Source organism: Rothia sp. P4278, assembly GCF_048512945.1.
Taxonomy (GTDB): domain Bacteria; phylum Actinomycetota; class Actinomycetes; order Actinomycetales; family Micrococcaceae; genus Rothia.
In genome coordinates this window covers 457,392-482,863 of sequence record NZ_JBLXXU010000001.1, presented here as the reverse complement: position 1 = coordinate 482,863, position 25,472 = coordinate 457,392, and the positions used below count along the sequence as shown (strand labels likewise).

The window sequence follows — 25,472 nt, the reverse complement described above, 5'->3', positions numbered from 1 at the left end:
TAATCCCAAATAGCACACACACTAAGGAACAACGACGTGAAGGCACTTTCTCAAAAGCGACGCCATCCGCTTGCAGCTCTCGTCTTGCTTGCTCTCGCGCTGATTCTTTCTGGAGGCCTGTACTCTGTTGCAACGGCTACCAACGAAGCACAGGCTGCAACAAGCACGACTTACACCAGTGATGATATTGATGCTGGGCAGAAGCTGTTTTTGGCTAACTGCGCTACCTGCCACGGCACAAACGCCGAGGGTTCTGTTGACGGACCCAGCCTGATTGGTGTTGGCGCTGCAGCCGTTGACTTCCAGGTCGGCACAGGTCGTATGCCTATGCAGATGCAGGGCGTGCAGGCTCAAATGAAGCCTGGCCAGTTTAATGAAAAGCAGACCAAGCAGCTTGCTGCTTACGTAGCTTCGCTGGGTGCTGGCCCCACTATCCCCGAAGCTGAATACCTGGACGTATCGCAGGGCGATGCAGCTAACGGTTCAAAGGTGTTCCTTGCTAACTGCGCAATGTGCCACAACGCTGCAGGCGTTGGTGGTGCTCTAACCCGCGGTAAGTTTGCACCTACCCTGATGGGCGTATCCGAGCAGCATATCTACGAGGCCATGGAAACTGGCCCTCAAAACATGCCTGTATTTAACGATGCAAACATCACCCCTGAAGAAAAGCGCGATGTCATTACTTACCTGAAGTCTCAGGAAGTTAACGCATCTGTTGGCGGTTTCAAGCTTGGCTCACTCGGCCCGGTATCCGAGGGTCTGCTCATCTGGACACTTGGCCTGGTCATTGTTATTGCTTTTACCCTCTGGCTAACTTCACGAGCTGCATAAGCTCACGCACACACATTAATTTCGTACCAAGGAAGATTTGAGGCAACACATGGGAAACCATAGTGACGGCGCACACGAAAATGCTGCCGTAGTTACCTCTCAAGAGGCAAGTAAGGAGAAGTTCCCCAACCCGGGGCTTCCCCCGCATGCTCCGCGACTCACCGACGTCGATCCCAAAAAAGCTAAAGGTGCTGAGCGACAGGTAGTTCTACTATTCGTCATCTCAATGCTGGGTTCACTGCTCTTTTGGTTCGGCTACTTCGGGATTGAGGTAACCGGCAACTTCTACGATGTCATGAACCCCGAAGCAAACAACATGCTTCGCCTGCAGAACCTCCTGCTGGGTCTAGGTATCGCATTTGCCATGTTCGGTATCGGCATCGGTATCGTCCACTGGGCACGCTCGCTCATGCCCGACCATGAAATGGTCGAAGAGCGTCATGCAGTCACCTCTGAAGAGGATCGAGCTGAGGCACAGGAAATCGTTGAAACTGTGATCGAGGAATCAGGCATCAAACGACGCCCGCTTCTGCGAAACACACTCATCGGCTCTGTAATCCTCGCTCCCCTGACATTCGTCACCCTGTTCCGGGACTTGGGCCCGGCTGATCCTTCAGTACTGAAGTACACACTGTGGGATAAGGGCGTTCGCCTTGTGCGTGACCCCTCGGGTACGCCTATCAAGGCTTCCGATGTCACTCTAGGCTCCGCCTACCACGTACTGCCTGAGACCCTGTCAAGCCTTTCTCATGAAAATGGATATCTTGAAGAGAAGGCAAAAGCAGTAGTGCTACTGATGCGCCTAGATCCTGACGAGCTCAACGTGTCCCCGGGCCGCGAGGACTGGAACGTCGATGGCATTATTGCCTACTCAAAGGTTTGTACGCACGTCGGCTGCCCTATCGCGCTCTATGAACAGCGGACCCATCATCTACTCTGCCCCTGCCACCAGTCGACCTTCGATGCGGCAAATGAGTGCGAGGTTGTATTCGGTCCGGCAGGTCACGCCCTACCTCAGCTGCCCATCGCAGTTGATGAAGAAGGCTACCTAATCGCTCAAAGCGATTTCCATGAACCCGTAGGCCCCGGCTACTGGGAACGCGCACAGCAAATCAAGGAAATGGCAGGTGAAGCGTAATGTCTACTTCATTGCAAAATGACTACAAGGCAAAAACCTTAACGGGAAAGATCGCTCAATATGTCGACCAGCGGGTTGGTGCCTCCGGTATCATCAAGGAGTTCGGGCGTAAGATCTTCCCAGATCACTGGTCATTTATGTTTGGTGAGGTTGCCCTTTACAGCCTAGTAATCCTGATTATTTCGGGAACCTTTCTGACCTTCTTTTTCAACCCCACCATGGTCTCCGTAACCTACGATGGTTCCTATGTGCCCATGAAGGGCACGCACATGTCTGCAGCCTACGCCTCTGCCCTGGATATCTCCTTTGATATTCGCGGTGGACTCCTCATGCGTCAGATCCACCACTGGGCGGCTCTGATGTTTATGATGGCTATGTCAGTACACATGCTACGTGTCTTTTTCACCGGCGCCTTCCGACGCCCCCGTGAACTAAACTGGGTTATAGGAACTGTCCTCCTGATCATCGGCATTCTCGCAGGCTTTACCGGCTACTCCTTGCCTGACGATGTTCTTTCGGGCAATGGTTTGAGGATTATCGACGGTATCTTCAAGTCCATACCTCTGGTTGGTACTTACATCTCTCTTTTCTTCTTCGGTGGAGAGTTCCCCGGCGATGCCGTAATCGGTCGACTTTACAGCCTGCACATCATGATCATCCCAGCTATGCTTCTCTTGCTGGTTGCCATTCACATGTTCATGGTTGTACTTCATAAGCACACCCAGTACCCTGGGCCTGGCCGGACTGAAAACAATGTCGTTGGCTTCCCTGTCGGTCCTGTTTATGCAGCAAAGGCTGGCGGTTTCTTCTTCATCGTTTTCGGTATCATTGCCTTCCTGGGCGCGACCTTTACCATCAACGCTATCTGGAACTACGGCCCCTACGATCCCTCACCTGTGCAGGCAGGAACCCAGCCTGACTGGTATGTCGGCTTCGGCGATGGCGCTCTTCGCCTGTGGCCCGGGGTCTGGCCCTGGCCCTGGGAGTTTGAGTTCCTTGGTGGAACCTGGGTTCTCAATGTTCTTCTCCCCTTTGCCTTGATGGCCGGTTCCGTCATGATGGCTATGGTCTTCTGGCCCTGGATTGAACGCTGGGTTACCAAAGATGATCGTGTTCACAACATCCTTGATCGCCCGCGGAATGCCCCGTTCAGAACTGCTTGTGGTGTAGCTGGTATTACTGCCTACTCATCCCTCATGATTGCTGCAAGCTCGGACCTCATTGCAACCCATTTCCATGTCTCACTCAACGATGTGGCCTATTGGTTGCGTGCCTCCTTTGTCCTGGGCCCCATTATTGGGTTCCTGCTCACTCAGCGCATTTGCCTGTCGCTTCAGCGTAAAGACCGTGAGCTGGTTCTGCATGGTGTTGAAACAGGTAAGGTTGTTCAGCTGCCCCACGGCGAGTTCATTGAGGTTCACAAGCCTATTGATGAATACCGCCGCTACGAGCTGGTTTCCTTTGAGTCACCTGCGCCAATTCCTGCTCAGCCCAATAAGAAGGGTAAGATCAGCTCGATTGAGAAGTTGCGTTCAGGCATCTCAAAGATTTGGTTCGAAGACCGCGTTCTTGCCGTCACCCCCACAGAACTAGAAGCTGCTCACCATGAGCATCACGGCGATCATGCTGTGACTGCTAGCTCTGCAGAATCAATCGAAAAGTAAATATAGGTTGTAGTTAGGTGTGGGGCATCCGCTTATGCGGGTGCCCCACATTTGTTTAAAGCGGTTTAATCTGTAACGGACGAGCTTTCTCTGCTGGTGTGCCTCAAGGGGCTTATTGAGGGTATAATCCCTGCTACTCCCCTAGGCCTGGAAGCAATACTGGAAGCTCAATAGATGGGCGCAAACCTTAGTGCTCGGATCATGAGTGATCTGTTTGAAAAACAGTTTGTGTCAGAGACGGCGTGTCTTGCTGCCACACAAGCTCCTTGGGCGCGAAGATGCCTTCTGGGTTGTTCTGGGTTGTTCTGGGTTGTTCTGGGTTGTTCTGGGCGTCGCTTAGCCTGGTGAGCATGCCAAAAGCCTCCTGCATAGGATTGCACTAGAGATGGAGCCCCTTAGCGAGGTTTTCAATTCGCCCCTACTAGATAGGCCCATACGGCTAGACAACCAGCTCTATCTGGCGAAAGGTAGTCATAAAACTCTAATCAATTGAAGCTAAGAGCTAAGGACTCCGTACCCCCAGAAGGTAAAAAGAAAAACCAAACAATACAGGGGGGGAACTTGCCCCCAGGCGCACCGGCAACCTCGCACAGATCTAACATGGCTTCAATACACCACTTGCAGGGAATCAAACCTTCTCATCAGCGCTCTCCCGCTAGATTTTCAAGCCAGCTACCATCACTACTCCCCCCCCCGACAGGAAAGTACCAAACACATAAAAGCGGAGCCCATATCTTTTCAGATATGGGCTCCGCCTTACTTTTATGACCTATTGGCCCTTAGTGAGCGTGATCGCCACGGTTGTACTCATAGACCCAACCAATAACAGCGGTAGCAGCAAAAGGAATGGCCAGGAGAACAATCCACCAGTCAATTGCCAGACCGACTACAACAATGGTGCAAGCAGCGCCGATGAAGAGAGGCCACCATGACCACGGTGAGTAGAAACCATAGTCACCAGCGCCATCTGCAATCTCACCCTCAAGGTTTTCATAGGGCATATCGGGATGCCGCTTATCTGTGAACTTGAGAAAGAACCACAGGAACAAGCACATGACCGCAGTAGCCAGGATGGCCGGGAAGCCAGCCCACTCAGTGAAGTCAGTCATCACACCATAGACGATACCGACAGGAATGAGGAAGACACCGATCAGCCCAAAAATATTACCTAGAAGTTTCACGCATGTCTCCTATCGCTCGGTAGCCTGGCGGGCAGCCGCAGCAATATCGTGATTGGTTGATAGCTCGGGATGATGAAGATCCAGCGCCGGGCGTTCTGAACGGATACGGGGTAGAGCCGTAAAGTTATGGCGTGGAGGAGGGCAAGAAGTTGCCCACTCCAAGGAACCTCCAAAGCCCCAAGGGTCATCGACCTCAACACGCCTGCCTGAGCGAGCAGTTGTAAAGACATTCCAGAACCAAGGGATCATGGAGACAGCAAGAATCATTGAGCCAAAAGTTGAAAGCTGGTTCATCCAGGTGAAACCATCCTCAGGCATGTAGTCGGCGTAACGACGAGGCATACCATCAACCCCCAGCCAGTGCTGAACGAGGAAGGTGGTGTGGAAGCCAATGAACAGCAACCAGAAGTGAATCTTTCCCAGACGTTCATTGAGCATCTTGCCAGTAAACTTAGGCCACCAGAAGTAGAGAGCAGCAAACATGCCGAACACCAAGGTACCGAAAATTACGTAGTGGAAGTGAGCAACCACGAAGTAAGAATCCGACAGGTGGAAGTCCAGCGGAGGGGTGGCCAGGATAATACCGGTGATACCGCCGAAGAGGAAGGTAATCAGGAAGCCAACAACCCAGAGCATAGGGGTCTCGAAGGTAATTGACCCCTGCCACATAGTGCCAATCCAGTTGAAGAATTTAACACCGGTGGGGATACCAATCAGCATGGTCATGAAGGAGAAGAAGGGCAACATGACAGCGCCAGTAACGTACATGTGGTGAGCCCACACGGTAACAGAGAGAGCGGCGATGGTAATGGTTGCGAAAATCAGGCCCTTGTAACCAAAAATCGGCTTACGAGAGAATACCGGGATAATTTCAGAGACAATGCCAAAGAAAGGCAGTGCCAGAACGTAAACCTCAGGGTGACCGAAGAACCAGAACAGGTGCTGCCAGAGAACGGCACCACCGTTTTCAGGATCAAAGATGTGGCCACCGAGGCGACGGTCCATGCCGAGTGCAAACAGAGCAGATGCAAGCGGCGGGAAGATCATGATGATGAGAATTGCGGTAATCAGTGTGGTCCAGGTGAACACCGACATACGCCACATGGTCATACCGGGGGCACGCATGCACAGAATGGTGGTCAAGAAGTTGACGCCACCCATGATGGTACCAAAGCCCTGCAGTGCCAGGCCAAAGATCCAGAGATCGCCACCTACGCTAGGGCTGTAGGTGGTGCTGTTCAGAGGTGCATAAGCAAACCAGCCGAACGAAGCAGCGCCCTGAGGCGTCAGGAAGCCTGCAATAGCTACCAAAGATCCAAACAGGAAGAACCAGAAGGCCAGGGAGTTCAAACGAGGGAAAGCAACGTCAGGGGCACCGATATGAAGCGGAACCAGTACGTTTGCGAAACCAGTGAACAGAGGCGTGCCAAACATCAGCAGCATGAGCGTGCCGTGCATGGTAAACAGCTGGTTGAACTGTTCCTTAGTCTGCAAGAGCTGCATACCGGGTGAGTAAAGCTCAAGGCGCATGAGTAGAGCCATGACACCGGCTAAGCAGAAGAAAATAAATGCTGCAATCAGGTACATGTACCCGATTGTTTTGTGGTCGGTGGAAGTCAGCCAATTGACGATGATGCGTCCCTTTGACTTGGGAACCACCCGCGGAACAACACTACCGGTTGTCTCCGCTGAGTACTCAAGAGTAGTCACGGGTCACCTCTTACTGGTTGGTGTTCATGTTAGGGTTACGGTTTTGCTCATCACCGAGGCGGCCTTCTTGACCGGAATCCCTCAGTGACTGGATGTAAGCGTCGTAGTCTTTCTGGCTGACTACCTTCACGTTGAACAGCATCTCTGAGTGGTATTCCCCACAGAGTTCGGCGCACTTACCCTGGTAGGTGCCAGGCTCGCTACCGGTGGTGAAGTACATGTGGTTAGTCATACCGGGGATGGTGTCGCGCTTCTCAAGGAAGGCGGGTACCCAGAATGAGTGGATGACATCATGAGACTTAAGCTGAATGTCGACGGTTGAATCCACGGGCAGGTAGAGAGTGGGGAGTGTTTCCTCAACTCCTACCTGGCCTTCCTTATCCAGGCGAGCCTGAACACCAGCAAAGTAGACATTTTCGTCGATGTAGTTGAAGTCCCAGGACCACTGCTTACCGTAAACCTCAATAGTTACGTCGGCAACATCCGACTTGGGAGCAGTAATCTCACGCTCCGCTTTATCGGAGAAGGTGAAGAAGCTGACGATCAAGATGATGGGGATTGCGGTGTAGAAAATTTCCAGGGGAAGGTGATAGCTCACCTGGCGAGGATAACCGGTTTCGTATTTGCGACGACGGTAGGCGATCAGGCACCAGATCATGAGACCCCAGGTGACCAGACCAACTGCCAGTGCAGCGATCCAGGTACCAATCCAGAGCTCCATGATGGTATTTGCGTTATCGGTAACACCACGCTTGGTGGGCAACCAGCCCACCTTTGCCTGTTCTGAACAACCGGTCAAGAGCAGCGCAGAAGCTGCTGTGGCAAGGACAAGTGCCTTGCCCTTCAGCCCCTTGCTGCTGGTTCGATGCTGCGAACTCACAGACGGCCCTTCCTGTAGCGATGTGCGTGCCACCCGGTGCTGTGTATGGACAGCATGAACCCAGGTGTTAAATCTTTCATTACGAGCTTACCCTCAAATGGGCGTAAAAAGTGACAATCTGTCACCTAAGCAACGTGTCATTTCACAAGTATTTCACTATTAAAAGCAGAAAGAGGGGCGCACCCACGGTGTGCCCCTCCTGGTAAACAAGCAAGACTTAGTGGAAAGAATCTCCACAAGCACATGATCCCTGAGCGTTAGGGTTATCGATGGAGAAGCCCTGCTTCTGAATAGTGTCTTCAAAATCGATAGTTGAACCATCAAGATAAGGCACGCTCATGCGGTCCACGATAACCTCTACCCCATCGAAGTCACGGACAGCATCGCCATCAAGAACTCGCTCGTCAAAATAGAGCTGGTAAATCAGGCCAGAGCAACCACCGGGTTGAACTGCGATGCGCAGTCTTAAATCAGTGCGCCCCTCCTGCTCGAGCAAGCTGCGGACTTTGTCAGCAGCAACCTCTGTGAGATTGACACCGTGGGTGGGAAGTTCCGTGGAAACTGTTTCAGTCATTCCATGAATCCTTTCATTAGACTAATTTGCCTTTATCTTACGCCTTTATTAAATTTTGGGCGACCTATTCTCAGACCGGTCAACTGTTAGCAGTCAAGACATTGGGAGGAAATCATCAGCGCTTCAGCCAGGATGGCTTTTTTGAAGTCTGGCAAAAAGAGCGACTCATTGGCGCTGTGGGCCCGAGTGTCGGGGTCTTCAATACCTGTGATGAGAATCTGGGCGCTGGGGAAAACCTCAGTGAGTGTCGCGATAAAAGGAATGGACCCTCCTAAGCCGATTTTAACGGGTTCCACCCCCCAGGCTTGGGCGAAGGACGCCAGCGCGAGCTGAGCACCGTCACCATCAACTTCACCCTTATACGGGCGTCCAGAATCTACAGCACTGTATGTGATCTCAGCCCCAAACAGGTTATTTTCTGCACAGTGTCGTGCCAAAGCAGAGTGAGCAGCTGCTGGGTCCTGGCCTGGCGCAAGACGAACGCTAATCCTTGCTTTAGCAGTCGCCGCAAGAGTATTGGCTGATTCAGATACAGGAGTGATGTCCATGCCGATGACTGAAATAGCCGGCTGGGACCACAGGCGTGAAGTAATAGAGCCCTTACCAGCAAGTTTCATCGACTTGACGATACCCGAATCCGCCCTAAAATCTTCTTCAGAATATTCAACCTCAAGTTCAGGGGAAGAGATTAAACCTTCAACTGCAACCGAACCTTGAGGGTCATGGAGGGTGGCAAGCAACTGAATAAGAACCGTATTCGCGTCGAGAAGGGGCCCACCGAATACCCCTGAGTGAACGGCATGGTCACTAACCTTCACCGAGATATCACCGCTTGCAACACCTCGCAGACCCACCGTGAGAGCAGGAACTCCTGCCCGCCAGTTGGCTGAGTCTGCCACGACAATATAGTCACCCGAGAGCTTCTCACGGTAAGTTGCAATGAAACTATCAAAACTGGGTGAACCCGCTTCTTCTTCACCTTCAATAAAGAGGGTGACGCCGGCTCTAAAATCATCGCCCAAGACTGCTTTCACAGCTCTAAAAGCGGCCAGATGGGCGATAACTCCAGCCTTGTCATCGGCTGCCCCACGCCCAAAAAGTCTATCCCCCTTTTGCTGAGCCTTAAAAGGTTCTGTCTCCCAGAGTTCGAGATCACCGGCAGGTTGGACATCGTGGTGGGCGTAGAGAACAAAAGTGGGGTAACCCGGGGCGGCAGGCTTCGAAGCTAGAACTGCGGGCATGCCCTGCTGCCCCTTACCGTAGGTAGCTGTCAGAACCTCTGCCGAGTCAAAGCCAGCGTCAAGTGCAAGCTCCTGAACCTTCTGAGCGCTCCGAGCAACTTCATCCAAATCAAAAGATTCCCAAGCCACCGAAGGAATAGCTACTAGTTCTGTCAGCTCCTGGACATATTGCTCGAATCGCTCATCAATGAAGCGAGCTAGTTCATCACGTGCCGAAAAATTAAAACATGTTGTTGTCATGTATCCCAGAATACGCCGAGCCACTATAACTTTGAACAACTTGCTATTCTTAAGGGGTGTTTGGACGAAATAAGAAATCAGTAGAAACAGCGGATGCCGCAGCAATTGACTCCGCTCCCCCCGCCGCAAGCGACAAAGATAACAAGCCCGCAAAATACACGCCACCGAAGGGACGCCCTACCCCATCACGTAAGGAACGTGAAGCTGCGCGTAAGAACCCTCTCGTTCCCGCTGACCGGAAGGCCGCAAAAGAGGCTCAGCGCGCAGCAGAGCGTGAATTCCGGGCTAAGCAGCAACAGGCCCTTCAGACCGGGGATGAACGCTACCTCCCGGTTAACGATCGTGGCCCCCAGCGTCGCTACATTCGTGACTACGTTGATGCCCGTTTCAACGTAGGTGATTTTATGCTGATTGTCATCCTGGTGATTTTCATTATCGGATTGATAGTTCCCGCTACACAGCATTTAACCGCTCTACTCATGTGGGCAATGCTTCTGCTGTGGATCCTCGATTACTTCATCATGTGGCGCAAGCTCAAGAAAAAGCTAACCGAAAAATTCACCACTCTTGAACCTCGTTCTGGTCTTTACGCTTTCAACCGCACCATGATGATTCGTAGGTTCCGCCTGCCTAAACCGCAGGTAGAACGAGGAAACTACCCCAGCTAATAGAGCTCACAGGCGCATGAGAAGGGCCGCTAACCACTCGGTAGCGGCCCTTTATCGTATCTGCTGGAGGACTAGGAAGCTTTCCTCAGTTTGAGGAGCTCTCGGTTGATGTGCGCCGCCCAGAGCGGCCCCTGATAGATGAAGGCTGTATAACCCTGAACCAGGTCGGCCCCAGCATCTAGCCGTTCAGCAACATCCTGAGCAGTTGTTACACCGCCTACAGAGATCAGCGCGAGCTTATCCCCTACCTCTGCTTTCAAGAGCTTCAGAACTTCAAGCGAACGATGCTTGAGTGGCTCCCCCGATAGGCCACCAGCACCGAGTTCCATGACCTTATCCATGGGGGTTATCAGCTCCAAGCCCTCACGAGCAATAGTCGTATTGGTGGCGATAATGCCGTCGAGGCCAAGGCGCAGAGCCATGGCGGCAAGGTCTCTGATATCCTCATCGGCAAGGTCAGGTGCAATCTTGACGACCAGAGGAACTCGTCGGCCTAGCACTACCCTATCGGCCTCAGCACGCACAGCGGCAAGAAGCGGCTCGAGGGTTTCGATAGCCTGAAGATCCCTGAGCCCAGGAGTGTTGGGAGAACTTACATTAACCGCAAGATAATCCGCCTGAGGCGCAAGAATACGGGTGCTGATCAGATAATCCTCAATGGCCTGGTCCAACTCAACGACCTTGGTCTTACCAATGTTGATACCAATAACAGGACGTACCTTACCCCGGTATTCGGCATCAAGGTCAGCTCTAGCCGCAGCTACCCTCGGTCCAGTGTCTGCTGCACCGTTATTGTTAAAGCCCATGCGGTTAACAATTGCACGGTCCTCAAGCAATCTGAATAATCGTGGCTGAGGGTTACCAGGTTGGGCCTGGCCTGTGATGGTGCCAATCTCGATATGCCCAAAGCCCAAGTTACCCAGAGCTACGATAGCCGTACCCCCCTTGTCAAAACCAGCGGCAATTCCAAAAGGAGATGGGAACCGGATACCCATGACCTCCGTGGACAAAGAGGGGTCAGGCGAGAAGAACCTGCCACCCCACCGCGTCACACCCGTCGCTCGCAGGGTCTTCACACCCCACATACCTAGATGGTGGGCCTTTTCAGGGTCCATCGGTTTAAAAAAGAGCTTGAACAGGGTTGGGTAGATCCGCATCGGGGACCCCTTTCAGCTAGGGCATCACAACTGCCAATTTGTAAGCAAAAACTAGGGTTTGCTGACCTTATCTACCGCCCCACCGTAGCGTCTATCGCGAGAGGCGTACTCCTGGACAGCCTGCCATAAGGTGAGACGGTTTACATCGGGCCAGAGAACGTTCATGAAGACCATTTCGGCGTAGGCGCTTTGCCAGAGCAAGAAGTTTGAAATTCGCTGTTCGCCAGATGTGCGTAGGAACAGGTCTACATCGGGTAAATCGGGTTCATCAAGGTAGCGCTGGAAAATTTTTTCGTTGATGTGTTTGGCCTTCAGCTTGCCGCTAGCAAGATCCTCGGCAAGGAGGGCTGCTGCATCGGCAATCTCGGCGCGCCCCCCATAATTGACGCACATGGTCAGGGTACACAGCGTATTGTTCTTGGTCTCTTCCTCGCATTTTTCAAGGAGCGAGATGACGGACTTCCAGAGCTTAGGCCTGCGGCCGGCCCACCGAATACGGACGCCCCAGGACTTGAGCGTTTCTAATTGGCGTTCCAGCACTTCGGATGAGAAACGCATCAAAAAGGCAACCTCGTCGGGTGACCGACGCCAGTTTTCCGTTGAAAAGGCGTAAGCAGAAATGTAAGGGATGCCCATCTCAATTGCGCCAGCTACGACCTCAAGAAGTGCCGCCTCCCCCGCCCGGTGCCCCTCGTTCCTGGGCAGACCGCGCTCGTTAGCCCACCGCCCGTTCCCGTCCATCACCACGGCAACATGCTGAGGGACAAACTTACTGGGGATAGCAGGAGCTACAACACCACTTGGGTGGGCAGGTGGCTTGATGACAGTCATAGGGCTATTGTTCCTTTTCCAAGGTTGCTAGGGTCTTCAGCGGCTTATCCAACTGCCACTGCACATAATCCATGATAAGCCCGGACATTCTATGGGCTAAGACTGATGGGAACTGCCCGGTAACAGCAGGCCAGTCCCCACCAGCAAGTACCTGCAAATACTGCGGAGTCTGTGGCGGTACCGGGTAAATGCGGCTGAAATCACCCGACCGAGCGCAGCCAGTGCAGAGCAAGCCAACCTCAGGAGAATAGTAGGTAAGGCCATCCTCGAGACCGCATGATGCGCACCTAGCTAAAGCCATACTCCACCCCGCAAGATGAAGCGCTCTCAGCAGGTAGGAATCGAGAATCCGGTACGCTGGGAGCTCCCCCGCGGCCAGGGCAGATAAAGCACCAGCCAGCAGAACGAACTGGTCCTGAAGCCTATCTTGCTCGTGGGCCAGTAGCTGCTCGGCAACCTCACAGACCACAGCGGCCACCGTGTAGCGAGTGTAATCCGCAACGATAGGTCCAAGGTAGGCCCGTCGGGTCACGACCTGAGAAATCGTCGCCAAATTTTTACCGGCTGCCGCAGAAATCTCCACCAGCATGAAGGGCTCAAGACGAGCCCCAATCTTCGAACTACTCTTCCGAACCCCCTTTGCTACGGCATGGACTAGACCGTCATGCCTGGTCGCTAAGATAATGATCCGGTCGTACTCCCCCAAATCTTGGGTACGTAAAACGATAGCGCTATCACGAATGGTCTTTTTCCTTGATAGCGCTGAATTCACACTCCCATTGTGGCATAACCGCACCCCATATGCCCTGATTGGTGCTGGGGAATGTGCATCACAAGAGGCTTGACATAAGAGCCGGGGTGAGCAAAATCAGCCCACCCCGACTTAGAATTACTCCTTACTCAGAGTCACGCAAAGCACGGTTGACAGCAGAAACCATTGCCTTCAGCGACGCACGAGTTGTTGAATTATCAATACCGATACCCCACAGAACTCGGCTACCCACGGCCGCTTCGATATACGAGGCAGCCTGCGCATTTGCGGCCGAGCCGAGGGTATGCTCCGAGTAATCCATGACGCGGACATCGACGCCCTCCTTGGCCAGAATCGACTGCAGTGCTTCGATGGGGCCGCTACCCTGAGCGACACGGTTGTAGGTATGACCGTTAATGTTTAGACCAACCCGCATGGTGGTCTCGCCGTGTTCCTCAGAATCAATGGACAGAGACTCGATGCGGTACTTACCCCATCGAGATTCCGCCTTCTGATTAGGAAGGTACTCATCTGCGAAGATATCCCACAGAGCCTTGCTAGCAACTTCCCCGCCCTGGGCATCGGTTTTAGCCTGGACAACCGCCGAGAACTCCTGCTGGGCACGCTTGGGGAGGTCCAGGCCAAAGTCCTTCTTGAGCAGGTAAGCAACACCACCCTTACCTGACTGAGAATTCACACGGATAACAGCTTCGTAGGAGCGCCCAAGGTCTTTAGGATCAATGGGAAGATAAGGAACCGCCCACACGAGCTCGTCAAGGCTCTTGCCCTGTTCAGCGGCATCCTTTTCCATGCGCTCAAATCCCTTTTTGATGGCATCCTGATGCGAGCCAGAGAAAGCAGTGAAGACCAAATCGCCGCCGTAGGGAGAGCGCTCATGAACCGGCAACTGGTTACAGTACTCGACGGTCCGCCTAATCTCGTCAATGTCCGAAAAATCAATCTCCGGGTTAACGCCCTGGGTGTACATGTTCAGACCCAGGGTAATCAAATCGACGTTACCGGTGCGCTCGCCATTACCAAAGAGGCACCCCTCGATACGATCCGCACCAGCTAGGTAACCCAGTTCAGCCGCTGCGACACCGGTTCCACGGTCATTGTGGGGGTGCAATGACAAAATGACGTGCTCACGGTTGGTCAGGTTGCGGCTGACCCATTCAACAGAGTCAGCGTAAATATTGGGAGTTGCCATCTCAACCGTAGCAGGAAGATTGATAATAACTTCGCGGCCTTGGCCGATGCCCAGTTCGTCGGTCACAGCGTTGCAGACCCGAACAGCGAACTCGAGTTCAGTGCCGGTGAAAGACTCCGGTGAGTACTCATAGGTCACCTTGGTATCGTGTACAAGCTGCTCTTCATATTTCTTGCACAAACGGGCTCCCGTGAGCGCAATGTCCAGGATTCCGTCCTGGTCCTGGTTAAAAACTACCCGACGCTGGAGGACTGAAGTCGAGTTGTAGAAGTGAACGATAGCCTTGGGAGCACCGTCAATCGCTTCAAAAGTCTTTTGAATCAGGTGCTCACGGCACTGAACCAGAACCTGAATGGTGACGTCATTGGGGATATGGCCGTCCTCGATGAGGGTACGGACAAAATTAAAGTCGGTTGCGGAGGCAGATGGAAAACCTACCTCAATTTCCTTGTAGCCCATACGGACCAGCAGCTTGAACATAGCCAGCTTACGCTCAGTATCCATGGGGTCAATCAGGGCCTGGTTGCCGTCACGCAGGTCAACCGCGCACCACCGGGGGGCCTTCCTTATCTTCTTTTCCGGCCATGTGCGATCGGGAAGAGAAACATGAATTTGCTGGTCGAAAGGCAGGTACTTGTGTACCGGCATGGACGATGGTTTCTGGAAATTTTTCATAGCTATGACCCTTACAGATGAGGTGAGAAAATTGGCACCGGGTAGCGAATACCCGTAGCGAAGCTAAACCCGGGGCACTTCGCTACGGCAGATAAGCAGTCGCCGTGTCATCTCACGCATAGTGCCACGGTATCACGTTGGTCAACGCCAACCGGGAAAATCCAACCTCTATGTTCACTATCTGGGCTAGCGGCAGGTCAAGGCGCCCAGAGCAGGAAAGAGCCGTCTAAAAAGCCCGGCTTGAGGCCCGTAGTGGGGCAATCAAGCCGGGCTTAAGAAAACTACCAGACCTAGTAACTAAATGCCTGCTGGCAGGTGACCTGATCGGCGGTCTGGCCGCTGGCTCCCCCAGCAATTTTTGCCTGAGTAGTTTGAAGCTTATCTTCGGAGGCTAAATCAGAACCGAGCACTACCTCAATACCGGTATGCAGGCTTGAAGGGGTGACCGCCGTGATTCCATAGAGGTCAGCAATCAGCTGTGCTTCTGCTTCGTAGCCGTAGGGGTAGTAAACCGTAGACGCAGGGTAGATGGTAGCCTGATCCTGAGTTGTGACGGCCGAGAAACCAGCATCCTTGGTGATAGAAGCCAGTTTATTGGCTCGCCCTGTGACCCCACTGGCGTTGGTGAACGTAACGTCAAGAGCATAATTCAGCTCTTGAGCCGTGCTGGTGGAAGGCTCCTCCGCAGGTGCACTGGGTGAGGCAGAAGGCTCAACAAGCGACTGGTCTTTCTGTAGCTTGGTGAAGAAAGCCTCTGCCTCACTCGATAGCTGCAACTTATTCTCATCGTAGATGTAGGGCTCATGAGGAACCGTGGCAAAAACAACCTTGCTTAAGTCCACCGACGAAAAGATTGAGCCAATACCCACAAGATTACCAAGCTTAGTAAGTTCAGTGTCGACCGTTACGTTCTGGGTGATAGCCTCGGCAATTCTAAGAAGCATGGCGGGGTTAGAGAGAGTCCCCTCGGACTGTACCTTCCGTAGCAAAGATGCCAGGAAGCTCTGCTGGGCTTTAATACGCGCTGTATCGCTGCCGTCACCAAAGCCGTGACGAGAGCGAAGGAAAGCAAGAGCCTGCTCCCCCTCAACACTTGATGTACCGGCAGGAAGTTTGAGGCCGCTGTAAGTATCGTCAATCGGCTCGGAAACGCATACCTCAACCCCACCCACAACACTTGAAAGCGCTTTAACGGCATTGAAATCAACCAGCATAAAGTGATCAATGGCCACACCGGTGAGGTTGCTGATGGTAGCAACGGTACACCCCGGTCCGCCCCGTTCGAGAGACTCATTAATCTGGGTATCAGATGTGGCGGGGTAGACTTCCCCCGTGGTTGCATCGGTGCACTTGGGGATATCAACCATGAGGTCACGTGGCAAGGAAATCACGTTCACCGCTGAGCGGTCTTCGCTCACCTGAACCAGCATCATGACATCGGAACGAGCACCGGCTTCAAGGTCCTCGGCAGAACCGTAAGCTCCGTTAGCGCCGCTACGAGTATCAGAACCGATAATCAAAATATCAAGGGGACCGCTCGCAAGGTTGCTAGAGAGCTCACCGATATTGATTTCAGCGGTATGGACGTTGCTGCGTAAACGCAATAGCGCAAACCCGCTGAAAGCAACCACCATAGTCAGCAAGGCCACGCACGATAAGGCAATCCACTGGAGCTGCCGGGATTTAATCGGCTGATTCGCCATATGTCGGCCAAGTGGCTCAACAATTCGCTGGTTGGGGGTACCCTGAGGCGCCATTCAGTTACTCCGATTCATCAATACTGGGCTCGTCCTGCTGCTTTGCCTGCACCAGGATAAACAATCAAGCTGGGAAGATTCTTTTGATTTAAGCGGCTTTTGGTACTAAAAACCCAGCTTCCCGAGTGCCCTGGGATCGCGCTGCCAGTCTTTTGCTACCTTGACATGGACCGATAGGTAGACCTTGGTCCCTAGAAGTGCCTCAATATTGTGTCGAGCTTTTTGCCCAATTTCTTTGAGCCGTGCTCCACGCTTGCCAATAATGATGCCCTTCTGAGAATCACGCTCAACATAAAGGTTAACGTGAATATCGAGCAGGGCATTATCTTCGCTACGCCCCTCACGTAGCTCCATCTCTTCAACAGTGACAGCAACGGAGTGCGGCAGTTCGTCCTGCACACCCTCGAGCGCGGCCTCACGCACCAGCTCGGCAACCAGTGTTGCCTCAGGTTCATCGGTCAGTTCCCCGGTGGGGTAGAGCGGAGGCGAACTGGGAAGGTAAGAAGAAAGAAGCCTGGCAACTTCATCAACCTGGTAATCCTTAAGGGCAGAGACGGGGATAATATCTGCCCAGCCCCCCTGACCGTCAATAACAGTAGCCTGCTGAACCTGGCCTTTATTCCGTTTGGCCGCAGGGCCACTACCCTTACGGAAGGCGAGCCCTTCGCCCTTCTGCTTGGCTTCCTGGCGTTGGCGGCGCTGCTGTCGAGCGGCTCGCTCTGCACTCATGATTTCATCGCCCAGGGCTGACACCGCAAGAAGCTGCTCGGTCAGTTGCTCGTGAGAAACCTTATCTGCCTTAGTCACAATCGCAACAATCGGTTTATTGCCCGAAGCCGCAAGCTGCTGAGCAATGTAACGGTCGCCCGGGCCAATCTTCTCGTCCGCAGGAATACAGAAACCGATTACATCGACCTCAGAGAGAGTCTGAGCTACCAGGTCATTGAGCCGTTCACCCAAAAGTGTACGAGGGCGGTGCAAACCGGGAGTGTCTACCAGCACCAGTTGAAAATCCTCACGGTGAACAATACCGCGAATCGTGTGGCGAGTAGTTTGCGGGCGATTTGAGGTAATCGCAACCTTCTGGCCCACTAAAGCATTAGTCAGTGTCGATTTACCGGCATTAGGTCGGCCTACCAAAACGGCAAAGCCTGCGGTGTAATCCTCGGGAAAGGCTGCAAAATCCACTCAATAGCTCCAAAAAGTAGTGAAAAAATATCTACCCATCACTTTACAGGTAGCTAGCACCCGCCAGTTGCCAAACTACCTCCCGTCCACCCCACCGGCTGATAAAAGAGAGGTCCATCATAAAAGTGACGTGTGCGGAACTAATGGCTGTGCTCGTCTTCTGGTTCAGTATCAGTATCTGGGCTTACCCAAACCTGTAGGGTGCCCACCTTGTTGCGGCGGCCGCGGGAACCAATAGCTCGAATGTGGATACCCTCCACAAGAACCTCACTACCAATAATCGGTACCCGACCCAAATGCTTAGCGAGCAAGCCGCCTACCGTGTCAACGTCGTCGTCTTCTAGCTCAATACCAAAGATTTCCCCGAGCTCCCAGGTGCTCAGACGGGAGCTAATCTTGAAAGTGCCGTCTTCCTGAACAGAAACCTCTGCTTTGTCGTTGTCGTACTCATCGGAAATATCTCCAACAAGCTCTTCGATCAGGTCTTCTAATGTCACAAGACCAGCTGTGCCACCGTACTCATCGACAACGACGGCAATGTGGGTTGATTCGCGTTGCATTTCTTTCAGTAGGTCCATGACCCGTTTAGATTCTGGTTCATAACGCACCGGGCGCATCAGCTCCGCTATTTTCGCTGGCTGGGAACCCTGAGTGCCAGTCCGTGTCGCGGCAACAACGTCCTTGAGATAGAGCATGCCTCGTACATCGTCAAAAGATTCCCCAAGTACCGGAATACGTGAGTAGCCCGATCGTAAAAAGAGAGAGAGCGACTGGTCAATGCTCTGGTCAACATCAACGGTTACCATGTCGGCACGGGGTACCATGATGGAGCGAATCCTGGTTTCGTCAAGCTCGAAAATGGACTGAACCATCTCGGCTTCATCGTCCTCGATAGCCTCAGAAGAGCTAGCCCTATCAACGAACTCGAGGATTTCGTCTTCGGTAAAGATGCCCGTAACCCGCTCAGAATCCCTGGGGCTGAACTTACGAGAGAGCTTCGTCAGAATAGATGAGAAGGGGCGGGTTAGAACGCCCAGTGCGTAGACAGTCCCCGCCATAGCCGAGAAAACCTGAACGTGCTTAGTGCGCCCTACCAGACGCGGAGCTACACCAAAGAAGACAAAGACCAGAACCGTCATCACCAGAAGTGTGGCTATTACACTGACCCAGGTACGTTCAAAAAGGTCATGGGCTAGCAGGTAGAAGCAAATAATCGAGGCAACTTCAGCTAGCACGCGCCAGATACGCAAGGATCTGAAGTAAGGCTCAGGGTCTGCCAGCACTGCCCTAATACTTTCCTTGCCCGATTCTTCAGCTAAACCTTGGGCCTCGGACCGAGGAAGGTAGGTGTAAGAGGATTCAACAGCGGTAAAGAGATAGCCCAGCAAGACTAGCAACAAGACAGCAAAAAGAAGAAGGATAAGACCTACCACGGTTTAATGCCTCGTCTCAACAGGAGCTGGGCGACCTAAGAAATCTTCCAGCAAGGAACGCTGAATCCCGAACATTTCAGCTTCTTCCTCGGCAGTAGCATGGTCATAGCCCAGACAGTGCAGAATGCCGTGGGTGGTGAGTAGACACAGCTCATCGAGGGTGCTGTGGCCAGCGTCAGCGCCCTGACGAGCTGCTACCGGCGGGCAGAGCACGATATCGCCCAGAACCCCAGAAGAAGGCTGTTCAGGGGTACCCGGGGTGAGCTCGTCCATAGGGAAGCTCATGACATCGGTTGAGCCCGGTAGATCCATCCATTCCAGGTGGATGCGCTCCATCTCCGATTCCCCCACTACTGCAATCGAAAGCTCTGTATCGGGTGCCAAGTTCATGCTCGAAAAAACGTGGGCCACCAGGCCTTCAATAGTCGCAATATCTACTGCTGCGAAAGACTCCCGGTCAAAATCACTTGCTGAGCTATCCAGCTCCTCAATTTCAAATTCTAGGTTCACTGGTTTGTACCATCTTCTTGCTCTGACACATCAATACCGGATTTAGCCAATAGCTTTTCGGCTGCAGCTTCTATGGTCTGACGTTTAACCTTGCGATTGCGGCGGCGCTCCATAGAGGACTTTGCCTGATCCCACTTATCATAGGCATTGACGATATCGGATACGAGGCTATGACGAACGACGTCTTCTGCCTCAAGCACTGCAAGGTGGATATCATCAATACCCTCTAGAATCTGCCGAACCTGCTTGAGGCCCGAAGCCTGACCGCCCGGAAGGTCGATCTGGGTGACGTCGCCGGTAATCACCATCTTTGAGCCAAAGCCCAGACGGGTCAGGAACATCTTCATCTGCTCCACCGTGGTGTTCTGAGCCTCGTCCAGAATAATAAATGCGTCGTTCAAGGTGCGTCCACGCATATAGGCCAGAGGAGCCACCTCAATGGTGCCGGCTTCCATCAGCCTGGGAATAGACTCAGGATCGATCATGTCATGGAGCGCATCGTAAAGAGGGCGCAGATAGGGGTCAATCTTATCGTTGAGGGTACCGGGTAAGAACCCCAAACGCTCGCCTGCTTCAACAGCCGGTCGAGTCAGAATAATACGGTTGACTTCCTTGGATTGAAGGGCCTGCACCGCCTTAGCCATGGCTAAATAGGTTTTGCCTGTACCCGCAGGGCCGATACCAAACACCACGGTGTTGGCGTCAATGGCATCAACATAGCTCTTCTGGTTAATGGTTTTGGGTCGAATATTTTTGCCGCGAGAACTTAGAATATTTTGGCTCATAGCGGTTGCCGGGTGGTTCAGGCTGGCAGTCATCATGGACATTATCCGTTTGACAACCTCGGCGGTGACCTGCGTATCGTTCTCCACCAAAAGAGTGAGTTCCGCAAGCAATCGGACGGTTGTCGCCACGGTCTCTGAAGGTCCGGTAACCACGACGTCCAGGCCCTTAGGCCGAATCCTTAGGCCGGGGAAAGTCTGTTCAACCAGCCCGATATTACCGTCGTGGGGGCCAAGAACTGCCACCATTTCTGCGGTGGATTTGAAAGAGAAAGTCCGGGCTACTGAAAGCGGCCGGCTCGTAGATTGTACTGATGTAGTCATAAGTGCCCAGCTGGGCCTTCAGAGCTCCTCATTGCAGTAGCGAACAGGGGGTAGTGCTCAGGGTTTACTTTACCCGCACTATTTGAAGAAAAAACGGGTTTTGCGCAGAGTGATATTGAACAGTTCGCCAACTCAAGGTAAATCTCTTGAAAGCTGGCAATGAACTCTTTACCAGCGACCCAGGGCAAGATTCAGTGCCGAAATAGCGGCAGCTCCGGCTGTTGAGCTACGGAGCACCTCGGGGCCAAGCAATACGGTGTGTGCGCCGGCTTGTTCCAAGATCTCAAGCTCCCGAGGGCTAATCCCACCCTCCGGCCCCACCACAAAATAGACCTCCTCAACATCCGGGCTAAGGTGCTCTGCCAAAGCCTGTGAAAGTCGGTAGTTTGCCTGCTCATGCAGAAGTAGAAAGAGCGCCCGCTCCCCCAATTCCTGGGTCAAATCGGCCAGATCAGCCGTGCTGTGGAGCTGATAGACAGGCGGGAGCAGTGCCCGCCTAGACTGCTTGGCTGCGGCTTTGACCGTGTTCTGCCACTTGGCATGTGCTTTTGCTGCCCGCTCCATCTTCCAACGAACAATTGAGCGGTCGGCACTCCACGGTACAATACCGTGAGCGCCCAGCTCGGTGGCCATCTCAATAGCCTGGATATCTCGGTCGCCCTTGGCCAGAGCCTGAACCAGGTAGATCGAAATACCTAGCTCATCGAGCGCCAGCGACTGAACCGTTAGCAGCAAACCGCCGTCTACTGTGCCCTCCACCCTTGTGACGGCCCGGTTGCCCAAGCCGTTGACCAGGTCGATCCCCTCGCCTAACTCCGCACGTTTGACGGTCTTGGCGTGGTGGCCCTCATCGCCTAGGAGACTGTAGGCGGCACCTGGGACCAAGGACTCAAAATCTTCGGGCGAGATGTAGTAGACGGCGTTGCTCATAACGAGTTCCTACTTGAGGTGGTCTTTGAGGCGGGAGAAGAACCCACCCTGCTTATGGGTCACGGTTTCACTCATCTTGAGATCTTCTCCGCGCAACTCCGAGAACTGCTTAAGCAGGTTCTTTTCTTCATCGGTGAGCTGGGTAGGGGTACGGACCTCAACCTGCACACGCAAATCACCGCGGCCACCACCGCGCAGGTGGTTAACACCCAGGCCCTTGAGCGTGATGACATCGCCAGACTGAGTGCCGGCTGGAATCTGTATCTCCTGCGGCCCGTCGAAAGTCTCCAAGGTGATGGTAGTGCCCAAGGCGGCAGCGGTCATCGGAACCCCTACCGCCGCAATGAGGTCATCGCGTTCGCGTGAGAAAGTGGGATCGGCCGCTACACGAAGCTCAACGTAGAGGTCACCATTAGGTCCGCCGGCGGTGCCTGCTTCACCCTGCCCCGCTAGACGAATACGGGCGCCATCGGTTACGCCCGCAGGAATCTTGATGGTCAGGGGCTTGCGTTCACGCACACGACCCTCACCATAGCACTCGGCGCAGGGGTGCTTGATAACGGTTCCAAAGCCACGGCAGCTGGGGCACTCAACAGGCTGAACGACAGTACCCAAGATGGACTGAACCTGGCGCTGCATGTAGCCCTGGCCACGGCAGGTTTCACAGGTTTCGGGGTGGGTACCCTCAGCGGTTCCCTCGCCCTTACACAGGTCGCAGGTCACAGCGGTATCAACGGTGATGGGCTTATTGGTGCCAAAGACAGCGTCTTTAAGGTCAATCTTGACGTTGATAAGAGCATCCTGCCCCTGACGAACCCGGCTCTGCGGCCCGCGCGGAGTCGCGTTGAAAAAGGTCTCAAAGATATCCTGGAAACCACCAAAGCCGCCCGCCCCGTTAAAGCCGCCGGCTGTGCCGTTCTCGTTACCGGTTTGATCATAAATCCGGCGCTTTTCAGGGTCAGAGAGCACATCGTGAGCTAGCGAAACACGCTTAAATTCCTCAGCGGCTTCCTCAGAAGGGTTAATGTCGGGGTGCAGCTGGCGGGCTTTCTTGCGGTAGGCCTTTTTGATTTCTTCGGGGCTGGCATCGCGCGATACACCGAGGGTTTCGTAGTGACTGCTCACAGTTCTCTCTTTCAGGGTCATGGGGTACTACTAAATATGTGGAGGCAAGAAGCTGTTTTACTCCTGCCCCAAAATCTTTGACAGGTAGCGGGCTACGGCATTCACCTTTGAGACGGTTCGGGCGTAGTCCATACGTGTTGGCCCTACAACACCAACGTGTGCCTTTCCTCCAGGGCCGTAGCTACTTGCAACAACTGAGGTCTCGGCCAGCGATTTCTCCCTGTTTTCTGAGCCGATGCTGACCGCAAAACCGCGCTCATCGTGTTCCATAGTTGCCAAAAGCTTAAGGAGCACCACCTGCTCTTCAAGGGCATCGAGTACAGGTGCAATACTACCGCGAAAATCAACGGTTGACTCTGCCAGGTAGGCTGTTCCCGCTATCAGCACCTGAGAGGATACACCCTGAGCTGCCAGTAGCTGAACGGCCTGGACGAGGCTGAGCATGAGCTTGCTGCGCGGGTGAGGAGCCAGCGCCTGAGCCACCTGGGACAGAGGCTGACCCGAAAAGGCCTCAATAAGCTGTTGCTTGATAGTGACCAGTTCATCGGCTGTATGCGGGCATGCTACCGTTCGTTGGGTGACCTGCCCGGTATCGGTAATCACTACCACTAGGACTGTGGATGTTGATAAAGAGACCAGCTCAACATGCCGTAGCGCAACCGTCGGGCCGGTCGGATACTGCACCATGGCGACCTGGTGAGTAAGCGAAGAAAGGAGCTGGACGCTACTTTTCATCATGTCATCCACGCTATCGGCGCTATCGAGCAGGGTATGGATTGCTCTCTTCTCCCCTGGTGAGAGCGGTCGCAAAGCCGATATCTGGTCAACGAAAAGCCGGTAACCCAGGTCAGTGGGCACTCTGCCCGCACTGGCATGTGGTGCCGATATCAGGCCCTGTTCTTCCAGAGCGGCCATGTCGTTGCGCACCGTGGCGCTAGAAACCCCCAACTGCCGCCGCTCAATGAGGGTCTTTGAACCAACCGGCTCCCGAGTATGCACGTATTCCTCGACGATAGCCTGCAAGACCTGAAGCCTGCGCGGATGGTCCATTTCACCTCCTGATGATGTGAGCTTTAAGGGTTTTTAGCACTGGGGATACCAGAGTGCTAAGTTACCCGTTAACTCTAATACCACTGCACTAGAATCAGAATTCAGTACGCTGATGGCTAAGGCACTTGGCCGTGTTTTCAAGGAGTTCAATGGATTATCGCGCTTCGTGGGGGTCAGCTGATCTGAGCGCCCACAAACATTCCCAATTACCCCGCGTGGTGCTCAAACCGGGGCTGGTTCTCGAAGATATGGTGAGCGGTTTTGTGGGTGCAGCTGTTTCGCTCCGCTCTGTTGGCAGTCACCGTATGGTAGGTCTTGAGGATCGGCATGGGCGGGTCAAGCAATTCCCCTTGGGCCCCGGCTTCCTCCTTGAAGGTCGACCGGTCAACCTTGTTGCTCCTGAACCGCAACAGGCTAAGCCCACCAAGCAGATTTCCCGATCCGGTTCTGTCGCCTTGGATAATGCCCCCGCTAGGACTGCCCGTGCCAGCCGAATTTGGGTCGAAGGTATCCACGACGCTGAACTGATTGAGAAAGTGTGGGGGCACGACCTGCGTGTCGAAGGGATTGTGGTCGAACCCCTCCACGGTCTTGATGATGTAGCCAGTGCCATTAGGGAGTTCGCACCAGCGCCCCACCGAAAACTCGGGATTCTAGTGGACCACCTGATTACCGGGTCTAAAGAAAGCCGTATAGCCGAAGCCGCGCTGAAAACCCCCGGCGCTCGCGGGAACGTAATGATTATGGGGCACCCCTTTGTCGATATTTGGCAGGCAGTTAAACCCGGCGTTCTTGGAATCGAGAAATGGCCCGTAATCCCTCGCAGCGAAGAATGGAAGCAGGGAATCCTCCGCCGACTCAACCGGCCTTACGCCAGACCCGAAGATATTCGAGCCGGATGGGACTCAATCCTAAAGCGCGTTAATACCTATACCGACCTTGAGCCGGCTCTGCTTGGCCCAGTAGAACAACTCATAGATTTTGTGACTCTTGAAAGCTAAACTTTCTCGGTAAATAATGTGATAAATATCGTGCGCTCACAAGACAAAAAGTCACTTATACCTATACCTTGTACACAAGCTATTGACTAGACTTGTCTGAGGCATGAACTTGGCATCGTGCCATCACTCGTATCCACCCAAGACCAAAGAGAAACCTTCTTGAAGACTGCAACTTCTCCATCGACCACCACCTACAAGGGGTCCTCAGCAACGGCATCGCACCTGTCCGTTAATGCTGACCGCAACATAGCGACTGCTGCCCACTTCGGTGGTGTACTCGGCTGTATCCCCTCCGCTGTTATCTACTACCTCTACCGGGGTCGCGGTCCTTTCACTGAGCAGGAATCACGTGAGGCGCTCGACTTCACCCTGCTTCCCACCATCGTTTTGGCTCTGGGAATTATTCTGAGTAACATCCCCGCTATCGGCTGGTTCTTCGGACTTGTAGCAGCTCTGACCTGGACCTACCTGGCTTTCTCAGCCCTTATTGCCGGCATTGTGGTAACTCGCGGTAACCCCTACCAGTACAAGTTCAACACTTTCCTTTTCACTAAGATTTTGAGCCGTAAAAAGTAGCCTCTGCTAATCTAAAAGTTCTGGGCCCCTACCTTATGCAGGTAT

At 53.5% G+C, this 25,472-nt stretch carries 23 protein-coding genes; 6 read left to right on the top strand and 17 right to left on the bottom strand.

What is annotated here, in order from left to right; all coding sequences use genetic code 11:
• Positions 1-36 precede the first annotated feature (36 nt).
• Genes ACN085_RS02155 through ACN085_RS02145 form a run of 3 tightly spaced genes read left to right on the top strand, consistent with a single transcriptional unit; the run spans position 37 to position 3,633 of the window.
• Positions 37-831, top strand: a complete 795-nt coding sequence (locus ACN085_RS02155) for a c-type cytochrome (RefSeq protein WP_419099699.1) — start codon at positions 37-39, stop codon at positions 829-831.
• A gap of 49 nt (positions 832-880) precedes the next feature.
• Positions 881-1,969 carry a Rieske 2Fe-2S domain-containing protein gene (locus ACN085_RS02150; protein WP_419099698.1) on the top strand — a complete coding sequence of 363 codons (1,089 nt, stop codon included), beginning with the start codon at positions 881-883 and terminating at the stop codon, positions 1,967-1,969.
• Positions 1,969-3,633, top strand: a complete 1,665-nt coding sequence (locus tag ACN085_RS02145) for a cytochrome b (RefSeq protein ID WP_419110428.1) — start codon at positions 1,969-1,971, stop codon at positions 3,631-3,633. The genes ACN085_RS02150 and ACN085_RS02145 overlap by 1 nt, the downstream gene beginning before the upstream one ends.
• Before the next feature lie 779 nt (positions 3,634-4,412).
• On the opposite strand, the gene ACN085_RS02140 is transcribed toward ACN085_RS02145, so the two are convergent.
• The 5 genes from ACN085_RS02140 to ACN085_RS02120 form a co-directional block, all read right to left on the bottom strand.
• Positions 4,413-4,814 carry a cytochrome c oxidase subunit 4 gene (locus ACN085_RS02140; protein WP_419099696.1) on the bottom strand — a complete coding sequence of 134 codons (402 nt, stop codon included), beginning with the start codon at positions 4,812-4,814 and terminating at the stop codon, positions 4,413-4,415.
• A 9-nt stretch (positions 4,815-4,823) separates the two neighbouring features.
• On the bottom strand, positions 4,824-6,524 hold the full coding sequence (gene ctaD, locus ACN085_RS02135) for a cytochrome c oxidase subunit I (RefSeq protein WP_419099695.1): 1,701 nt from the start codon (positions 6,522-6,524) through the stop codon (positions 4,824-4,826).
• 10 nt (positions 6,525-6,534) lie between these two features.
• The gene (coxB, locus tag ACN085_RS02130) at positions 6,535-7,404 is read right to left on the bottom strand and encodes a cytochrome c oxidase subunit II (RefSeq protein ID WP_419110427.1); all 870 of its coding nucleotides are present in this window, start codon (positions 7,402-7,404) and stop codon (positions 6,535-6,537) included.
• A gap of 217 nt (positions 7,405-7,621) precedes the next feature.
• Complete coding sequence (locus tag ACN085_RS02125) at positions 7,622-7,978, bottom strand: HesB/IscA family protein (RefSeq protein WP_419099693.1); 357 nt, start codon at positions 7,976-7,978, stop codon at positions 7,622-7,624.
• A gap of 86 nt (positions 7,979-8,064) precedes the next feature.
• Entirely contained in the window at positions 8,065-9,459 is a 1,395-nt protein-coding gene (locus ACN085_RS02120; RefSeq protein ID WP_419110426.1) for a M20/M25/M40 family metallo-hydrolase, read from the bottom strand.
• A gap of 56 nt (positions 9,460-9,515) precedes the next feature.
• Between ACN085_RS02120 and ACN085_RS02115 the strand changes: the two genes are divergently transcribed.
• A complete protein-coding gene (locus ACN085_RS02115) occupies positions 9,516-10,127 on the top strand; it encodes a DUF3043 domain-containing protein (RefSeq protein ID WP_419110425.1) in 612 nt (203 codons plus the stop codon).
• Between the two features lie 71 nt (positions 10,128-10,198).
• Here the strand turns inward: ACN085_RS02115 and ACN085_RS02110 are convergent, their stop codons facing one another.
• From ACN085_RS02110 to hrcA, 12 genes are all read right to left on the bottom strand, one after another.
• Positions 10,199-11,284, bottom strand: a complete 1,086-nt coding sequence (locus ACN085_RS02110) for a quinone-dependent dihydroorotate dehydrogenase (protein ID WP_419110424.1) — start codon at positions 11,282-11,284, stop codon at positions 10,199-10,201.
• A gap of 51 nt (positions 11,285-11,335) precedes the next feature.
• Positions 11,336-12,115: an isoprenyl transferase gene (locus ACN085_RS02105; RefSeq protein WP_419099689.1), complete on the bottom strand. Its 780-nt coding sequence runs from the start codon at positions 12,113-12,115 to the stop codon at positions 11,336-11,338.
• Positions 12,116-12,119: 4 nt separating this feature from the next.
• Positions 12,120-12,887: a DNA repair protein RecO gene (gene recO, locus ACN085_RS02100; protein ID WP_419110423.1), complete on the bottom strand. Its 768-nt coding sequence runs from the start codon at positions 12,885-12,887 to the stop codon at positions 12,120-12,122.
• A gap of 124 nt (positions 12,888-13,011) precedes the next feature.
• On the bottom strand, positions 13,012-14,751 hold the full coding sequence (leuA, locus tag ACN085_RS02095) for a 2-isopropylmalate synthase (protein WP_419099687.1): 1,740 nt from the start codon (positions 14,749-14,751) through the stop codon (positions 13,012-13,014).
• Between the two features lie 290 nt (positions 14,752-15,041).
• Entirely contained in the window at positions 15,042-16,454 is a 1,413-nt protein-coding gene (locus ACN085_RS02090; protein ID WP_419110422.1) for an LCP family protein, read from the bottom strand.
• Positions 16,455-16,613: 159 nt separating this feature from the next.
• Complete coding sequence (locus ACN085_RS02085) at positions 16,614-17,696, bottom strand: GTPase Era (RefSeq protein ID WP_419110421.1); 1,083 nt, start codon at positions 17,694-17,696, stop codon at positions 16,614-16,616.
• 140 nt (positions 17,697-17,836) lie between these two features.
• Positions 17,837-19,129, bottom strand: a complete 1,293-nt coding sequence (locus tag ACN085_RS02080) for a hemolysin family protein (RefSeq protein ID WP_419104507.1) — start codon at positions 19,127-19,129, stop codon at positions 17,837-17,839.
• A gap of 3 nt (positions 19,130-19,132) precedes the next feature.
• Positions 19,133-19,639 (bottom strand): rRNA maturation RNase YbeY, encoded by a 507-nt coding sequence (ybeY, locus tag ACN085_RS02075; RefSeq protein ID WP_419110420.1) that lies wholly within the window; start codon positions 19,637-19,639, stop codon positions 19,133-19,135.
• A complete protein-coding gene (locus tag ACN085_RS02070; protein ID WP_419110419.1) occupies positions 19,636-20,745 on the bottom strand; it encodes a PhoH family protein in 1,110 nt (369 codons plus the stop codon). Before ACN085_RS02070 ends, ybeY begins: the two co-directional genes overlap by 4 nt.
• Positions 20,746-20,913: 168 nt before the next feature.
• Positions 20,914-21,675: a 16S rRNA (uracil(1498)-N(3))-methyltransferase gene (locus ACN085_RS02065; protein ID WP_419110418.1), complete on the bottom strand. Its 762-nt coding sequence runs from the start codon at positions 21,673-21,675 to the stop codon at positions 20,914-20,916.
• A gap of 9 nt (positions 21,676-21,684) precedes the next feature.
• Entirely contained in the window at positions 21,685-22,800 is a 1,116-nt protein-coding gene (dnaJ, locus tag ACN085_RS02060) for a molecular chaperone DnaJ (RefSeq protein ID WP_419104511.1), read from the bottom strand.
• Positions 22,801-22,857: 57 nt separating this feature from the next.
• On the bottom strand, positions 22,858-23,850 hold the full coding sequence (hrcA, locus tag ACN085_RS02055) for a heat-inducible transcriptional repressor HrcA (protein WP_419110417.1): 993 nt from the start codon (positions 23,848-23,850) through the stop codon (positions 22,858-22,860).
• Positions 23,851-23,999: 149 nt separating this feature from the next.
• On the opposite strand from hrcA, the gene ACN085_RS02050 reads away from it, so the two are divergent.
• Both ACN085_RS02050 and ACN085_RS02045 read left to right on the top strand, forming a co-directional pair.
• Positions 24,000-24,851 carry a DUF3097 family protein gene (locus ACN085_RS02050; protein ID WP_419110416.1) on the top strand — a complete coding sequence of 284 codons (852 nt, stop codon included), beginning with the start codon at positions 24,000-24,002 and terminating at the stop codon, positions 24,849-24,851.
• A 159-nt stretch (positions 24,852-25,010) separates the two neighbouring features.
• Positions 25,011-25,427, top strand: a complete 417-nt coding sequence (locus ACN085_RS02045; RefSeq protein ID WP_419099677.1) for a DUF4870 domain-containing protein — start codon at positions 25,011-25,013, stop codon at positions 25,425-25,427.
• Positions 25,428-25,472 lie beyond the last annotated feature (45 nt).

Excerpts from the sequence above, each read along its gene's own strand:
- ACN085_RS02120 (WP_419110426.1), bottom strand. The coding sequence starts at position 9,459 with ATGACAACAACATGTTTTAATTTTTCGGCACGTGATGAACTAGCTCGC.
- leuA (WP_419099687.1), bottom strand. The coding sequence starts at position 14,751 with ATGAAAAATTTCCAGAAACCATCGTCCATGCCGGTACACAAGTACCTG.
- ACN085_RS02145 (WP_419110428.1), top strand. The coding sequence starts at position 1,969 with ATGTCTACTTCATTGCAAAATGACTACAAGGCAAAAACCTTAACGGGA.
- ACN085_RS02150 (WP_419099698.1), top strand. The coding sequence starts at position 881 with ATGGGAAACCATAGTGACGGCGCACACGAAAATGCTGCCGTAGTTACC.
- ACN085_RS02070 (WP_419110419.1), bottom strand. The coding sequence starts at position 20,745 with ATGACTACATCAGTACAATCTACGAGCCGGCCGCTTTCAGTAGCCCGG.
- ACN085_RS02110 (WP_419110424.1), bottom strand. The coding sequence starts at position 11,284 with ATGCGGATCTACCCAACCCTGTTCAAGCTCTTTTTTAAACCGATGGAC.
- hrcA (WP_419110417.1), bottom strand. The coding sequence starts at position 23,850 with ATGGACCATCCGCGCAGGCTTCAGGTCTTGCAGGCTATCGTCGAGGAA.
- ACN085_RS02105 (WP_419099689.1), bottom strand. The coding sequence starts at position 12,115 with ATGACTGTCATCAAGCCACCTGCCCACCCAAGTGGTGTTGTAGCTCCT.
- ACN085_RS02090 (WP_419110422.1), bottom strand. The coding sequence starts at position 16,454 with ATGGCGAATCAGCCGATTAAATCCCGGCAGCTCCAGTGGATTGCCTTA.
- ACN085_RS02050 (WP_419110416.1), top strand. The coding sequence starts at position 24,000 with ATGGATTATCGCGCTTCGTGGGGGTCAGCTGATCTGAGCGCCCACAAA.
- ACN085_RS02125 (WP_419099693.1), bottom strand. The coding sequence starts at position 7,978 with ATGACTGAAACAGTTTCCACGGAACTTCCCACCCACGGTGTCAATCTC.
- ACN085_RS02065 (WP_419110418.1), bottom strand. The coding sequence starts at position 21,675 with ATGAGCAACGCCGTCTACTACATCTCGCCCGAAGATTTTGAGTCCTTG.